General features: G+C 69.3%; 14 protein-coding genes. 7 read left to right on the top strand and 7 right to left on the bottom strand.

The features are described from left to right. Positions 1-138: 138 nt before the first annotated feature. Together hisD and nrdR are read left to right on the top strand one after the other, a co-directional pair. Positions 139-1,503, top strand: coding sequence for a histidinol dehydrogenase (gene hisD, locus E6A26_RS05150; protein ID WP_234865076.1), 1,365 nt, complete (start codon positions 139-141; stop codon positions 1,501-1,503). Between the two features lie 68 nt (positions 1,504-1,571). Then, positions 1,572-2,051, top strand: a complete 480-nt coding sequence (gene nrdR / locus E6A26_RS05155; RefSeq protein ID WP_136610130.1) for a transcriptional regulator NrdR — start codon at positions 1,572-1,574, stop codon at positions 2,049-2,051. A gap of 114 nt (positions 2,052-2,165) precedes the next feature. Here nrdR and ppgK read toward each other — a convergent pair whose 3' ends face one another. Further along, positions 2,166-2,960: a polyphosphate--glucose phosphotransferase gene (ppgK, locus tag E6A26_RS05160; protein ID WP_136610131.1), complete on the bottom strand. Its 795-nt coding sequence runs from the start codon at positions 2,958-2,960 to the stop codon at positions 2,166-2,168. 85 nt (positions 2,961-3,045) lie between these two features. After that, positions 3,046-3,924: a type I methionyl aminopeptidase gene (gene map / locus E6A26_RS05165; RefSeq protein WP_136610132.1), complete on the bottom strand. Its 879-nt coding sequence runs from the start codon at positions 3,922-3,924 to the stop codon at positions 3,046-3,048. Positions 3,925-3,931: 7 nt separating this feature from the next. Here map and E6A26_RS05170 point away from each other — a divergent pair, with 7 nt between their 5' ends. Further along, positions 3,932-4,150: an SPOR domain-containing protein gene (locus tag E6A26_RS05170; RefSeq protein ID WP_268815209.1), complete on the top strand. Its 219-nt coding sequence runs from the start codon at positions 3,932-3,934 to the stop codon at positions 4,148-4,150. Positions 4,151-4,217: 67 nt separating this feature from the next. Here the strand turns inward: E6A26_RS05170 and panB are convergent, their stop codons facing one another. Then, positions 4,218-5,108 carry a 3-methyl-2-oxobutanoate hydroxymethyltransferase gene (panB, locus tag E6A26_RS05175; RefSeq protein WP_136610134.1) on the bottom strand — a complete coding sequence of 297 codons (891 nt, stop codon included), beginning with the start codon at positions 5,106-5,108 and terminating at the stop codon, positions 4,218-4,220. A gap of 74 nt (positions 5,109-5,182) precedes the next feature. Between panB and E6A26_RS05180 the strand changes: the two genes are divergently transcribed. Genes E6A26_RS05180 through E6A26_RS05190 form a run of 3 tightly spaced genes read left to right on the top strand, consistent with a single transcriptional unit; the run spans position 5,183 to position 9,928 of the window. Beyond that, positions 5,183-6,523: a glutamine synthetase family protein gene (locus E6A26_RS05180; RefSeq protein WP_136610135.1), complete on the top strand. Its 1,341-nt coding sequence runs from the start codon at positions 5,183-5,185 to the stop codon at positions 6,521-6,523. 6 nt (positions 6,524-6,529) lie between these two features. Beyond that, positions 6,530-9,568: a bifunctional [glutamine synthetase] adenylyltransferase/[glutamine synthetase]-adenylyl-L-tyrosine phosphorylase gene (locus E6A26_RS05185; RefSeq protein ID WP_136610136.1), complete on the top strand. Its 3,039-nt coding sequence runs from the start codon at positions 6,530-6,532 to the stop codon at positions 9,566-9,568. Between the two features lie 30 nt (positions 9,569-9,598). Further along, positions 9,599-9,928, top strand: a complete 330-nt coding sequence (locus E6A26_RS05190) for a HutD family protein (protein ID WP_136610137.1) — start codon at positions 9,599-9,601, stop codon at positions 9,926-9,928. A gap of 167 nt (positions 9,929-10,095) precedes the next feature. On the opposite strand, the gene E6A26_RS05195 is transcribed toward E6A26_RS05190, so the two are convergent. The 3 genes from E6A26_RS05195 to E6A26_RS05205 all read right to left on the bottom strand — a co-directional run bounded on the left by E6A26_RS05195 (position 10,096) and on the right by E6A26_RS05205 (position 12,791). Continuing rightward, positions 10,096-10,284, bottom strand: a complete 189-nt coding sequence (locus tag E6A26_RS05195) for a RidA family protein (protein WP_136610138.1) — start codon at positions 10,282-10,284, stop codon at positions 10,096-10,098. Between the two features lie 201 nt (positions 10,285-10,485). Then, on the bottom strand, positions 10,486-11,910 hold the full coding sequence (gene glnA, locus E6A26_RS05200; protein WP_136610139.1) for a type I glutamate--ammonia ligase: 1,425 nt from the start codon (positions 11,908-11,910) through the stop codon (positions 10,486-10,488). 278 nt (positions 11,911-12,188) lie between these two features. Next, positions 12,189-12,791 carry a dihydrofolate reductase family protein gene (locus E6A26_RS05205; protein ID WP_136610140.1) on the bottom strand — a complete coding sequence of 201 codons (603 nt, stop codon included), beginning with the start codon at positions 12,789-12,791 and terminating at the stop codon, positions 12,189-12,191. Between the two features lie 152 nt (positions 12,792-12,943). On the opposite strand from E6A26_RS05205, the gene E6A26_RS05210 reads away from it, so the two are divergent. Next, a complete protein-coding gene (locus tag E6A26_RS05210) occupies positions 12,944-13,378 on the top strand; it encodes an RDD family protein (protein ID WP_136610141.1) in 435 nt (144 codons plus the stop codon). Positions 13,379-13,506: 128 nt separating this feature from the next. Here the strand turns inward: E6A26_RS05210 and E6A26_RS05215 are convergent, their stop codons facing one another. Then, complete coding sequence (locus E6A26_RS05215) at positions 13,507-14,226, bottom strand: DUF4191 domain-containing protein (protein WP_136610142.1); 720 nt, start codon at positions 14,224-14,226, stop codon at positions 13,507-13,509. Positions 14,227-14,241 lie beyond the last annotated feature (15 nt).

The following is a 14,241-nucleotide window of genomic DNA, read 5'->3' on the forward strand; positions in this document are numbered from 1 at the left end:
ACCCGGCCGTAAGCCCACCCGGCGTGAGCCTACCCACGCGTGCCTCGGCTCGGCCGCCCTCGGTGAGCGCCGCCGTCGTCCGCCCCGGCTCCCCGCGGCCCGACGCCCAACGCCCAGACGGGACCGTAGACTGGGGTGGTGACCTCTGCAGCCCCCTCCCTCGAGTTCCGCACGATCGATCTGAGGGGCAGGAGCCTCAGCCTCGCCGAGCTGCGCGCGGTGGTGCCGCGCCTCGAGCCTGAGCAGGGCTCGGCGGTCGAGGACGCCGTGCACGGCATCATCTCGGACGTGCGCTCGGGAGGCTTCGCTGCCCTCTCGCTCCTCGCGGAGAAGTTCGACGGCGTGACCCAGCGCCACCCGCGCGTGCCCGCCGAGGCGATCGCCGGCGCGCTCGGCACGCTCGATCCGGCCGTTCGCGCGGCGCTCGAGGAGTCGATTCGCCGGGCCCGGCTGTTTGCGGCCGCCCAGCTGCCCGAGGACGTCACCGTCCGCCCGGGCGACGGCGCCGTCGTCACCCAGCGCTGGGTGCCAGTGCACCGCGTGGGCCTGTACGTGCCGGGCGGCCTCGCGGTCTATCCGTCGTCGGTGGTCATGAACGTCGTGCCCGCCCAAGCCGCCGGGGTGGGCTCGATCGCGCTCGCCTCGCCGCCGCAGAAGGACAACGGTGGCCTCCCGCACCCCACGATCCTCGCCGCCGCGGCCCTGCTCGGCATCGACGAGGTATACGCGATCGGCGGCGCGCAGGCCGTCGTCGCGTTCGCGTACGGCATCCCCTCCGGGTCGGACTCGGCCGGCGTCCTCCCGGCGATCGAGCCGACGGACGTCGTCACCGGGCCGGGCAACATCTTCGTCGCGACGGCAAAGCGGCTCGTGAAGGGCGTCGTCGGGATCGATGCTGAGGCGGGGCCGACCGAGATCGCGATCCTCGCGGACGCGACCGCGCGTCCCGAGCTCGTCGCGGCCGATCTTGTGAGCCAGGCCGAGCACGACACCCGTGCTGGGTCCGTGCTCATCACGGATTCGCCCGAGCTCATCGAGGCGGTCCGCGAATGCCTCGCCGACCAGGCCGAGCGCACGAAGCACCGGGATCGAGTCCTCACCGCACTCTCCGGGCGGCAGTCGGGCGCGGTGCTCGTGGACGACGTCGACTCCGGCGTCGCAGTGTGCGACGCCTACGCGGCCGAGCACCTCGAGGTCATGACGGAGGACGCCGCGGCGGTAGCGGCGCGGGTCCGCAACGCGGGCGCGATCTTCGTGGGCGACTACAGCCCGGTGAGCCTCGGCGACTACACGGCGGGCTCGAATCACGTGCTGCCGACGAGCGGCACGGCCGCGTTCTCGTCAGGTCTCAACGTCGGGACGTTCCTCAAGGCAATCCAAGTGGTGGACTACAGCTCGTCCGCGCTCAGCGCCGTCGCCCCCCACATCAGGAGCCTCGCCGACGCGGAGGATCTGCCCGCCCACGGCGACGCGGTTGATCGCCGGTTCGATCACCGCCCCTAGTGGGGGCGACCACTACATGTGGTAGTCATTCCTTGGTGACTCCGGGCCGTCGCCCGTAGAATCGAGAGATGTATTGCCCGTTCTGCCGTAACCCGGACTCGCGCGTCGTCGACAGCCGCATCCAGGACGACGGCGCGTCGATCCGCCGCCGGAGGCAGTGCCCCCAGTGCGGCCGTCGGTTCACGACGATCGAGACGACGAGTCTCACCGTGATCAAGCGTTCGGGCGTGGGCGAACCTTTCAGCCGCGGCAAGGTCATCAACGGCGTGCGCAAGGCCTGCCAGGGCCGGCCGGTCACCGAAGACGACCTCGCCATGCTCGCCCAGGAGGTCGAGGAGGCGGTCCGTTCGAGCGGCGCGGCCGAGATCAACGCGCATGAGGTGGGCCTCGCGATCCTCGGCCCGCTGCGCAAGCTCGACCACGTCGCGTACCTGCGCTTCGCGAGTGTCTACCAGTCGTTCGAATCCCTCGAAGACTTCGAGGCGGCCATCTCCCTCCTGCGCTCCGAGCAGGCCGATGCACTGGCCGCGGAGCACGCCCAGGGCTGACCGGGCACCTTGGGGCACCGGGGCTGACCGGCCGCCTGAGGGAGGGCAGGCACGGCGGGCGCGCAGGCATGCGAAAAGGGGCCCGGCATCGCCGAGCCCCTTTTCGCATGATGTCTACTTGTGGAGCTTGTGGTGAATGCCGACCTGGAGGGCGGCGCCCACGATGCCCGCCTCGTTCTTCAGCTCGGCAGGAACGATCGGCGTCCGGAGCTTGAGCCGCGGGAGGTATTCGTCCGCGCGCTTCGAGATCCCGCCGCCCACGATGAACAGCTCGGGGGAGAAGAGGAACTCGACGTGGGAGAAGTAGCGCTGGAGCCGCACGCTGTAGTCCTCCCAGCCGATGCCCTCGCGCTCGCGTGCCACGGCAGAGGCCTTCGTCTCCGCGTCGAAGCCGTCGATCTCGAGGTGGCCGAGCTCGGCGTTCGGCACGAGCTGGCCGTTGAAGACGAAGGCCGAGCCAATGCCAGTGCCGAGGGTGATGACGAGGACGGTGCCGTCGACGCCCTTGCCGGCGCCGTAGCGCACCTCGGCGAGGCCAGCGGCATCGGCGTCATTGATGACCTCGACCGGGCGGTCCAGGTGCTCCGTGAAGAACTTGTCGATCTCGAAGTCGATCCAGCTCTTGTCGACGTTGGCCGCCGAGTGGCAGACGCCGTGCTGGATGATGCCCGGGAACGTGATGCCGATCGGCAGGTCCTTGGAGGGCGCGTCGTCGCGCGAATTCAGGTCCTCGACGATCTGGGCGACGACGCCGGCGACCGGCTCGGGCGCGGCAGGCTGAGGCGTGTCGATGCGCACGCGGTCACCCACGAGCTTGCCCTTCTTGAGATCGACGATGCCGCCCTTGATGCCGGTGCCCCCGATGTCGATGCCGATGAGGTGATTGTGCTTCTTGTCGCTCTTGGACATGCGTTCTGCCTCTCGCGGGGAGTTGGAGGGGTTCTTCGGTGGGTATAGCGGTCTCGACGGACGGCGTGGCGCGCAGCCGGCGGGTCTAGGGGAGCGTCAGGACCTCGGCGCCCGAGTCGGTGACGACGAGCGTGTGCTCGAATTGGGCGGTCCGCCGCCGGTCGCGCGTCACGACCGTCCAGCCGTCTTCCCACATGTCCCACTGGATGGTTCCGAGGGTGAGCATGGGCTCGATCGTGAAGACCATGCCCGGTTCCATGACCCGACGGTACGCCGGGGCGGCGTCGTAGTGCGGAATGATGAGGCCCGAGTGGAAGGCCTCGCCGACGCCGTGTCCCGTGAAGTCGCGGACCACGCCGTAGCCGAACCGCTTGGCGTAGGACTCGATCGCACGCCCGATCACGTTGATCTCTCGCCCGGGAGCGACCGCCTTGATGGCGCGCCGCAGGGACTCCTGGGTTCGCTCGACGAGCAGTCGCGACTCCTCGTCGACGTCCCCGACGAGGAACGTGTGGTTGGTGTCGCCGTGGACGCCGTCCTTGTAGGCCGTGACGTCGATGTTGATGATGTCCCCGTCGGCGAGGACGGTCGAGTCCGGGATCCCGTGGCAGATGACCTCGTTGAGGGACGTGCACAGGGACTTGGTGAATCCGCGGTACCCGAGGGTCGACGGGTACGCGCCGTGGTCGATGAGAAATTGATGCCCGATGCGGTCAAGCTCGTCGGTCGTGATCCCGGGGCGGATGTGCCGGCCGACCTCGGCCGTGGCCTGGGCGGCGATCCTGCTCGCGGCCCGGATGCGCTCCACCTGCTCGGGCGTGTAGACGTCGTTGCCGTCGTAGGCCTCCGGCCCGTCCTTGCCGACGTAGCCCGGCCTGGGGATCGAGTCGGGCACCTTGCGCATCGGGGAGACGGTCCCCGGCACGAGCGTGCCGACGGGTGCCGTGGTTGACGGAGAAGGCATAGGCTGAGTGTACTCGGCGCACAGGAGGACGAGCCGCATGGCGCAGTATTGGTACAACGTCCGGACCCATCAGGTCGAAGAGGACGCGATGAGTGACTGGACCCAGCTCATCGGGCCCTACGCGACCCGCGAAGAGGCCGAGCACGCTCTCGAGAAGGTCAAGGAGCGCAACCGCGCCTGGGATCCGTCGGACGCGGACGGCAACGGCTGGTCGGACAACGACTAGGGCGCGTCGGACGGCGACTAGGGCTGGTCTGACAACGACTAGGGCTGGTCTGGCGGGCTGACGCCCCTCAGAAGCTGTGCTCTGGCCCCGGGAAGGTGCCGGAGCGCACGTCGTCGCCGTAGCGGCGCGCGGCGTCCAGGAGCGTTCCGCGCAGGTCCGCGTAGCGCTTGACGAACTTCGCGATCCGCGTGCCCTCGCCGCCGCGGAGTCCCGCCATGTCCTGCCACACGAGCACTTGCCCGGTTGTGGCCGCGCCGGCCCCGATGCCGATGGTCGGGACACGGACGGCGGCGTCGACCGCCGCAGCGGTTTCGGCCGGGACCATCTCCATGAGCACGCAGAAGGCGCCGGCGGCCTCGAGCGCCTTGGCGTCCTCGATGAGGCGCTCGGCGTCGTCGCCCCTTCCCTGCACGCGGTAGCCGCCCAGGGCGTGTTCGCTCTGGGGGGTGAAGCCGATGTGCGCCATGACGGGGATGCCGGCCTGGACCATCGCCCGGACAGTATCGGCGTAGTACGCCCCGCCCTCCATCTTCACCGCGTGGGCGAGGCCCTCCTTGAGGAATCTGACCCCGGTCTCCACGCCCTGGGCGGGGGAGGCCTCGTAGCTTCCGAACGGCAGATCGGCGACGACGAGCCCGTGACGGGCCGAGCGGGCGACGGCGCGGCAGAGGGGGAGGAGCTCGTCCACGGTGACAGGGAGGCTCGTCTCGTGCCCGTAGACGTTGTTCGCGGCCGAATCGCCGATGAGGAGGACCTCGATTCCCGCCTCGTCGAAGATCTGGGCCGCGTACTGGTCGTACGCGGTGAGCATCGCGAAACGCTCTCCGCGCTCCTTCGCGGCGGCGAGGTGGTGAATGCGCACGCGGCCTGCGGTGCGGCCCGTCGTGGCGCCGGTTCCGGCGTGCTGGGGACCGGATCCGTAGGGGGCCGGGGACTCGGGTGACGTGGTGGGGGCCATACGGACGACACTAGTCGAAGCTGAGTAGAGTGGGGGAAGCGCGCAAGGGCCTGAACTCGCAAGGGAGACCTTTCATGAATCGTCAGCAGGAATTCGTGCTCCGCACCATTGAGGAGCGCGACGTCCGCTTCGTCCGACTGTGGTTCACCGACGTGGTCGGCTCGCTCAAGTCGGTCGCGCTGGCTCCGGCCGAGGTTGAAGGGGCGTTCGAGGAGGGCCTCGGCTTCGACGGCTCCTCGATCGAGGGCCTGGCCCGCGTGTCCGAGTCGGACATGCTCCTGCAGCCGGACCCCTCGACTTTCCAGATCCTGCCCTGGCGAGGCGAGACCGAGCCGACCTCACGGATGTTCTGCGACATCCTGACGCCGGACGGCGAGCCCTCGCTAGCGGACCCCCGCAACGTGCTCAAGCGGACCCTCGCCAAGGCGGCCGAGATGGGCTTCACGTGCTACACGCACCCGGAGATCGAGTTCTACCTTCTCGAGTCGGACCAGCTCGGCCCCGACGGCGCGCCGCTGCCGATCGATCAGGGCGGCTACTTCGACCACGTCCCGGGCGGCGTGGCCCAGGACTTCCGCCGCACCGTGGTGAACATGCTCGAATCCGTCGGGATCTCGGTCGAGTTCAGCCACCACGAGGGCGGCCCCGGCCAGAACGAGATCGATCTGCGCTACGCCGACGCCCTCCAGACCGCGGACAACATCATGACGTTCCGCACGGTGGTCAAGGAGGTCGCGATCCAGCAGGGCGCGTACGCGACGTTCATGCCGAAGCCGTTCACGGCGTACCCGGGTTCCGGCATGCACACGCACTTCTCCCTCTTCGAGGGCGACTCGAACGCGTTCCACGAGCCCGGGGCGCAATTCCAGCTCTCGAAGACGGCGCGACACTTCATCGCCGGGCTCCTGCGCCACGCGAACGAGTTCACGGCCGTGACGAACCAGTTCGTCAACTCGTACAAGCGCCTCTGGGGCGGCGGCGAGGCGCCGAGCTACCTGAGCTGGGGCCACAACAACCGCTCCGCGCTCGTGCGCGTCCCGCTGTACAAGCCGGGCAAGGGGCAGTCGGCCCGTGTCGAGTACCGCGGCATCGACTCCGCAACCAACCCTTACCTCTCCTACGCCGTGCTTCTTGGCGCAGGGCTCAAGGGCATCGAGGAGGAGTACGAGCTCCCGCCCGCTGCCGAGGACGATATCTCGTCGCTCAGCTCGGCCGAGCGCCGCGTCCTGGGTCACTCGCCGCTGCCCTCGAGCCTTCACGACGCCATCGGCGCCATGGAGGACTCCGAGCTCATGGCCCAGATCCTGGGGGAGCAGGTCTTCGAACACTTCCTGCGGAACAAGCGCCAGGAGTGGAACGAGTACCGTCTCGAGGTCACCCCCTACGAGCTGCACCGCAATCTGAGCATCCTCTAGGCCGCCATGGCGCCCAGCCTCGCCCGGCGGCTCATCGCCCTCGGCTCGTCCGATCCCGAACGCGCGGAGCGGTTCCTCGGGGCCCCCGAGGTCGCGGGGATCGACGAGGACGTGCTCCTTGAGGGACTCGCGGTGGCCCCGGATCCTGACGCCGCCCTCGTGGCGCTCGTCCGGCTGCTCGAGAAGGATCCGAGTCTCCGCCGCGTCGTCGAGGCGGGACCCTCCCGCAGCGAACCCCTCTTCCGCCTCCTCGGGGCCTCGGAGGCCCTCGCGGAGTTCCTCATCCGGCGGCCCGAGCACCTCGACGTCTTCGACGCGCCGCCGTCCGCGGAGCCGTCCGGGGCGGACCCTGAGCACCTCCGGGTGTCCCTCCTCCGGTCCGTCGGCGCGGACCCGGCCGCGCGGCGCCCCGTGGCGTCGAGGATGGGCGCCGACGCGCACGAGGCCCTCCGCGTCCGCTACAGGAGGCACCTGTGCGAGCTCGCGATCCGCGATCTGGGCGCGGCATCGCCCACGGACTTCCTCCCCGCGGCAGCGGCTGAGCTCGCGGACCTCGCGGCCGCGGCGCTCGAGGCGGGCCTCGCCGTCGCCCGTGCCGAAGCGGCGGCGACGTTCACCGCGGAAGAGGTGGGCGCCGTCGCCCTCTCGATCATCGGCATGGGGAAGTGCGGGGCGCGCGAACTCAATTACATCTCCGATGTGGACGTTATCTATGTTGTCGGCGCGGACCAGCCCGGGCCGGAGGGCCTCGACGATGGGCTCGCCGTGAAGATCGGGACGGCCCTCGCAACAGGTCTCACCCGCGCGGTGTGGGGGACGGCGCGCGAGCCGGCGCTGTGGCAGGTCGACGCGAACCTCCGGCCGGAGGGCAAGGACGGCCCGCTCGTCAGGACGCTCGATTCCCACCTGGCCTATTACGCGCGATGGGCGCAGAGCTGGGAGTTCCAGGCGCTCCTCAAGGCCCGCTGCATAGCGGGCGACGGCGAGCTCGGCCGCCGCTACGAGGAGGCCGTGGCCCCGCTCGTGTGGGCATCCGCGGGCCGGGACGGCTTCGTGGAGTCAGTCCAGGCGATGCGGCGCCGCGTCACGGAGCACATACCGCCCGCCGAGGCGGACCGGCAGATCAAGCTCGGACCCGGCGGGCTGCGCGATGTGGAGTTCACCGTCCAGCTGCTGCAGCTCGTGCACGGCCGCACCGACGAGTCGCTGCGCGTGCGGGACACGACCTCGGCCATCGCGGCACTCGCGGCCGGCGGGTACATCGGCCGCACCGCCGCCGCCGAGTTCGATGCGTCCTACCGCCGCCTCCGCCTGCTCGAGCATCGCATCCAGCTCGCGCATCTTCGCCGCACGCATCTCATGCCCGTCAAGGAGGACGCGCTGCGGGCGCTCGCGCGCGCCGTCCAAGGCGTCATGGACTCGGCCAAGGCGTCTCCGGAATCGCTCCTCGACTCGTGGCATCGGACCAAGCGCGCAGTGCGCGAACTGCACGAACGCATCTTCTACCGGCCGCTCCTCAATGCGGTGGCGAACATGAGCCCCGAGGACGCCAAGCTCTCGCCCGAGGCGGCTCAGGGCCGCCTCGCGGCCCTGGGCTATCAGGACCCGGCGGGCGCGATGCGTCACATCGAAGCGCTCACGGCAGGAGTGAGCCGCCGGGCGGCGCTCCAGCGCCAGCTCCTCCCGGTCCTCCTGGACTGGCTCGCGCAGGGCGTGGACCCGGACGCGGGGCTGCTGGCGTTCCGGCGCGTGAGCGAGACGCTCGGGACGACCCACTGGTACCTCGGCATGCTGCGGGACTCCGCGGCGGCCGCCGAGCGGCTGTGCCACGTGCTCGCCGACTCGCGACTCATCGCCGATCTCCTCGAGGTGTCTCCGGAATCGGTGGCCTGGCTCGGGCACGACAAGGATCTCGCGCCCGTCCCGCTCGAGGTGCAGTGGCAGGAGATCCAGTCCAAGATCTCCCGCCACGACGACCCGACCGCGCGGATGCGGCTCGTCCGGCTCATTCGGCGCCGTGAGATCCTGCGGATCGCGATCGCCGACAGCGCGGGCCTGCTCAATCAGGACGAGGTGGGCCGGGCCCTCGCCGATGCGGATCAGGCTGCGGTGCTGGGAGCGCTTCGCGTGGCCGAGGATCAGGCGGCGGCCCGCGGGCCCCTCCTGACCAATGTGCAGATCGTCGCCATGGGCCGGCAGGGTGGACGGGAGATCGGCTACGGCTCGGACGCGGACGTCATGTACGTCCACCGCCCGCTTCCGGGCGCCGACCCGGCGGCTGCCCAGAGGCAGGCCACCGAGATCGTGACCTCCCTGAACGGGCTCCTCACGCAACCGCTCAAGCCCGCCGTCCGGGCCGAGCGCGTCCTTCAGCTTGATGCGGACCTGCGCCCCGAGGGCAAGTCCGGGCCCCTCGTGCGGTCCCTCGATTCGTTCGCCGAGTACTACCGGCGATGGGCGCTCGTGTGGGAATGGCAGGCGCTGCTGCGGGCGCGCCCCATGGCGGGCGACGACGGGCTCGCGGCCGACTTCATGGCGCTCGCCGACAGCGTGCGCTACCCGAGCGAGCTGTCCGCGGCGGATGTCACGGAGATCCGCAGGATCAAGGCGCGGGTGGAGGCCGAGCGGCTGCCTCGCGGCGCGGATCCCGCGCGCCACCTCAAACTGGGGCGCGGCGGCCTGAGCGACGTCGAGTGGCTCGTCCAGTTCATCCAGCTCCAGCACGCTGCGGAGCGGCCCGAGCTGAGGACGACGGCGACGATCCCCGCCCTGCGCGCGGCGGCGGAGCTGGGGTACTTGGACGACGCGGAGGCGAGGCTGCTCGCCGACACGTGGCGCCTCGCGAGCCGGATCCGCAGTGCGAACGTCGTGTGGACGGGGCGCGCGTCCGATCTCCTGCCCGCCTCGCGCCGTGACCTTGAGGCGGTCGCTCGGTGGTGCGGGTACGCTCCAGGACAGGCGACGGCGCTCGAGCAGCGGTACCTTCAGCTCACCCGCCGGGCGCGGCACGTCTTCGAGGAGAGGTTCTACGCGGTCGGCCGGTAGCGCCGGCGGCCGCAGCGAGGAGGGATCATCGTGGTCCACGACCTGATCGATGTGCCGCACGTCGCCGCGGAGGAGCTCCGACGGGCCCGCGCGAACCCCCACGGCCGCAGTGCCCGGGCGCTCACCCATGACGGCCGGCTTCGCCATACGCTCCTGGCGATCCTCGACGGCGAGTCCCTCGGCGAGCACGCGAAGCCGGAATCGGCAACGCTGCAGGTGCTCTCGGGCTCGCTGGTCGTGAGCTCGGGGGAGATGGAGACGAGGCTCGAGGCGGGACAGCTCGCCGTGCTGCCGGGGCCGAGCCACGACGTCACCGCCGTGGGGGACGCCGTCGCCATCCTCACAACGCTCGCGGGCTGACCCCTTCAGTTGGCTCTCGCCCTGAACGGGGGAAACGGCGCGCCCGGTGCTCTGCCCGTTGTGGACCGGGCGCGCCGACGCACCGTAGCCCGAAGGCTTCTGTGCGCCGTGTCACCGTACCGCCTGAACGCTGTACATGTAAAAGCCGACACGCGTGGGTGCAGGACTCAGCGTGGGCCGTACCTGTCGACGAGGCCGCGCAGCGCGGCCCGGTCGCCGTCGCCCAGGCCGGGCACCTCGAGGAGCTCGCTGATCATGGCCAGCACCTGCCGCGCGATCGGCCAATCTCCCGCCGTCTCGGAAGGGACGATGCCTGTGGCAACGACGGTCTCGCCGTCGGCGATGATTTGGCTCACACTCGAAAACCTAGCTATAGACAGAAGGTTCTTTCTAGGTCCGAAAGGCCTGTCGTGACCCGCCCGTGCGGGCGACCCTCAGCGTCGCGGGCGTCCGCAGCCCGGTCCGTATGCAGAAGAGTCCGCACGGGCTGCCAGCAGTCGATGCCAGCGGCCCGCGCGGACTCTCCACGCCTCTGCCTGGGTCAGCTCCCGGCGGGATCAGACGCCGAAGTAGAGCTCGAACTCGTAGGGGTTCGGTCGCAGCGAGAGCGGAGCGATCTCCTTCTCGCGCTTGTAGGCGATCCAGGTCTCGATGAGGTCCTGGGTGAACACGCCACCGGACTGGAGGAACTCGTTGTCGGCCTCGAGCGCGTCGAGTGCCTCCTCGAGCGAGCCCGGAGCCTTGGGGATGTCCTTGGCCTCCTCGGCCGGGAGCTCGTAGAGGTCCTTGTCGATCGGGGCCGGAGGCTCGATGCGGTTGCGGATGCCGTCGATGCCGGCCATGAGCTGGGCCGCGAACGCGAGGTACGGGTTCGAGGACGGGTCCGGAGCGCGGAACTCGATGCGCTTGGCCTTCGGGTTCGTGCCCGTGATCGGGATGCGGATACCGGCCGAGCGGTTGCCCTGCGAGTAGACCATGTTGACCGGAGCCTCGAAGCCCTTCACGAGGCGCTTGTACGAGTTCACGGTCGGGTTCGTGAACGCGAGGACCGCCGAGGCGTGCTTGAGGAGGCCGCCGATGTACCAGCGAGCCAAGTCAGAGAGGTTCGCGTAGCCCTTCTCGTCGTAGAAGAGCGGCTCGGAGCCGTTCCACAGCGACTGGTGGCAGTGCATGCCGGAGCCGTTGTCGCCGAAGATCGGCTTCGGCATGAACGTGACGGCCTTGCCCCACTCGGTTGCCGTGTTCTTGATGACGTACTTGAACTTCTGGAGGTCATCCGCGGCGCGGACGAGCGTCGAGAAGCGGTAGTTGATCTCGGCCTGGCCAGCGGCGCCGACCTCGTGGTGGGAGCGCTCGACCTCGAGGCCCACGGCGTCGAGGTTCAGGACCATGGCGTCGCGGAGGTCGGCCTGGTGGTCGATCGGTGAGACGGGGAAGTAGCCGCCCTTGAAGGGGGTCTTGTTGGCGAGGTTGCCGCCCTCTTCCTCGCGGCCCGAGTTCCACGGAGCCTCGATCGAGTCGACCTTGTAGAAGGAGCCCTGCGGAGACGACTCGAACTGGACGTTGTCGAAGACGTAGAACTCGGCTTCGGGGGCGAAGAACGCCGTGTCCGCGATGCCGGTGGAGGCGAGGTAGGCCTCGGCGCGCTCGGCCACGCCGCGGGGGTCGCGGTGGTACGGCTCGCCCGTGCGCGGGTTCACGATCGAGAAGTTGAGCGCCAGCGTCTTCTCAACGCGGAACGGGTCGACGTAGGCCGTCGTCACGTCCGGGATGAGCTGCATGTCCGACTCGGCGATGCCCTGGAAGCCGCGGATGGACGAGCCGTCGAACAGCTGGCCGTTCACGAAGAACTCCTCGTCCACCGTCTTGGCGGGAACGTTGAAGTGCTGCTGGATGCCGGGCAGGTCGGTGAAGCGGATGTCGACGAACTTGACGTCCTCGTCCTTGATGAACTTGAGGACTTCCTCCGCAGACTTGAACATCTGTTCTCCTTACAGATCGGAATGGCACGCGCCGGGCGCATACGGAGCGCAGGCAATCATGGCCGCGCGGCAGGCGCCGTGCTGCAACGGCACCCAGCCTACGAACGCGGAGTTTCCCGGCAGTGTCCACATTGTTTCGGCAAGGTTACATCCCCGCCATCGCGCCCTACGCTAGGCCGTGGGGCGGCGGCCAGCCAAGTGCCGGGCGTAACAGGGCCGTTATGCAGAGCCGGATGTCATGTCGACAAACCCGCGGCACGCCTCCTCGATGTTGGCGATCAGCCGGCTTTGCGGGGCTGCGGTCCAACGCCTTCTGGAATCCCATGGTGGACGTGCGGTTCGTAGACAAGCTTCACAGTTCGGCCGTCCAGCACGGTGGACTCGATGAGGTCCAGGTCGAACTCCGCGCCGTTCTGGAAGAGAGCGGCGTAGCCCGCGTGGCCGGTGATGGCGGGGAACATCATGACCTCGAGCCGGTCGACGAGGCCGGCAGCGAGCAGCGTGCGGTTCAGCGAGACGCTGCCGTGCGAGCGCATCGGCACGTCGGTGGTGCGCTTCAGCCGCTCGATCGCGGTCACTGCGTCCTCGTTCAAGACGGTGGTGTTCTGCCACCCTGGCGCCCCCGGGTCGAGCGTGCGGGAGAACACGATCTTCGGCAGGTCGTTGAGGCTCTCGTAGTACGGTTCGTCGTACTCGGCGACGAATTTCCGGAACTCTCGGAACGTTGTCGCGCCGAACACGAGCACCTGGTCCTGCGCGAAGGTGCGCACTCGGTCCTCGATCAGCTCGGGGCCTTCCTTGCCCCAGTACCCGGGCCAGCCCGCGGCGGAGCCGTAGCCGTCGACGCTGCAGAAGAAGTCGACAGTGAAGGTGGTGCTCATGGTTCCACTCCCTTTCTCGGGCCACCCCAGGTGGGGCGGCTTCATCACTTCTACGATCACGACCGCCTCGATGCGACACTGCTCAAGGACTAATGCTCACGGACCAATACTCACGGACCAATGCTCATAAGGCCGCCAACTAGACTTGTCCGGTGATCGAGCGCAGAGACTTCAGTTCGTGGATCAGCGGCCTGCCGACCGAGCCGGGTCACTACCCCGGCCGCGCGCTCGGCCTTCCGCGGTCCGGCCCGGGGTCGATCGCCCGTCCGGGACGGCGCGTCATCGCGCTGTGCGTCGACTGGGCGGCTTGTCTCCTCATCTCGACGGCGTTCTTCCACGGCGACTCGCTCGTGACCTTGGGGATCTTCGCCGTCGAGCAGATTCTCCTGGTGGGGACCGTCGGCTACGGGCTCGGACACCGGCTGATGGGGCTCAAAGTGATGCGCCTCGGAGGGGGCGCCGCTGGGTTCTCCGCCGCGGTCCTGCGGACAGTCCTGCTGTGCTTCGTGATCCCGGCCGTCGTGTTCGACGTCGACCAGAGGGGCCTGCACGACAAGGCCGCGAAGACCGTCCTCGTCCGGATGTGAACGCGCCGAACCGAACGCGACGCGTCGCCCCCAGGGGGTCGTGACGCCAAGGAGGCCCGGACATGGTGTCCGGGCCTCCTTGAGTACGGTCTGACGGCAGAGCCGCCGTGCCTTTGCGCGCGGCTCGGTCAGCGGCCGCGCATGGCGCGACGGTCGGGGCGCACGCGCGTGGGGTCGATCCCCTTGGGAATCGGGAGCCGAGTGCCGAGGGAGGCGAGGCGCTTGTTGACCGCCTGGACCTCGACCTTCGTGAGCTCGGGCTTGAGCTTCTGCATGGACTTGGCGATCTTGTCGATCGGCGTCTGGCCATCGCCGCGGCCGGACTCGATCACATGGATCGGCACGTTCGGCAGGATGCGCGCCAGGCGCTTGCGCTCACCGTCCGCAAGAGCGCGGACGCGGCTGGACGGACCTTCCGTGACGAGGACGACGCCGGGGCGTCCCACCGCGCGGAAGACGACATCCTGCGTGCGCGGGTTCATGGCGACGGGCTGCTCCTCGACGATCCAGCCGCGTCGAAGCGTGCTGAGCGCGGCGCCGGACGCGCCGGGCTGGCCCTCGATCTGGGAGAAGGCCGCGCGCTCGGCGCGGCGGCTCAGAATCAGCACGGCGGCCAGGATGCCGAGCAGGATGCCGATGATCAGGCCTGTGACCCAGTTTTCGAGGATGAAGCCGACCAGGAGGCTCGCGCCCACGAGGACGAGGAACGCCAACGCCATGAGCCAGACGACGTTCGGGTCCGCCCGACGGGTCATCTGGAAGACCTGAATCATCTGCTGGAAGCTGTTCGGCTTCTTCGCCTTCTTCGGAGCGCTCTCCGAGGGCGTGTTGGAGGTGTTCTTCGCCATAGTCCCTCAATTCTA

Source organism: Sinomonas albida (genome assembly GCF_004919045.1).
Lineage (GTDB): Bacteria > Actinomycetota > Actinomycetes > Actinomycetales > Micrococcaceae > Sinomonas > Sinomonas albida.

Bases quoted from the DNA above. Each gene is read 5' to 3' on its own strand.
- nrdR (WP_136610130.1), top strand. From the start codon at position 1,572: ATGTATTGCCCGTTCTGCCGTAACCCGGACTCGCGCGTCGTCGACAGC.
- ppgK (WP_136610131.1), bottom strand. From the start codon at position 2,960: ATGTCCAAGAGCGACAAGAAGCACAATCACCTCATCGGCATCGACATC.
- map (WP_136610132.1), bottom strand. From the start codon at position 3,924: ATGCCTTCTCCGTCAACCACGGCACCCGTCGGCACGCTCGTGCCGGGG.
- panB (WP_136610134.1), bottom strand. From the start codon at position 5,108: ATGGCCCCCACCACGTCACCCGAGTCCCCGGCCCCCTACGGATCCGGT.
- E6A26_RS05180 (WP_136610135.1), top strand. From the start codon at position 5,183: ATGAATCGTCAGCAGGAATTCGTGCTCCGCACCATTGAGGAGCGCGAC.
- E6A26_RS05185 (WP_136610136.1), top strand. From the start codon at position 6,530: ATGGCGCCCAGCCTCGCCCGGCGGCTCATCGCCCTCGGCTCGTCCGAT.
- glnA (WP_136610139.1), bottom strand. From the start codon at position 11,910: ATGTTCAAGTCTGCGGAGGAAGTCCTCAAGTTCATCAAGGACGAGGAC.
- E6A26_RS05205 (WP_136610140.1), bottom strand. From the start codon at position 12,791: ATGAGCACCACCTTCACTGTCGACTTCTTCTGCAGCGTCGACGGCTAC.
- E6A26_RS05215 (WP_136610142.1), bottom strand. From the start codon at position 14,226: ATGGCGAAGAACACCTCCAACACGCCCTCGGAGAGCGCTCCGAAGAAG.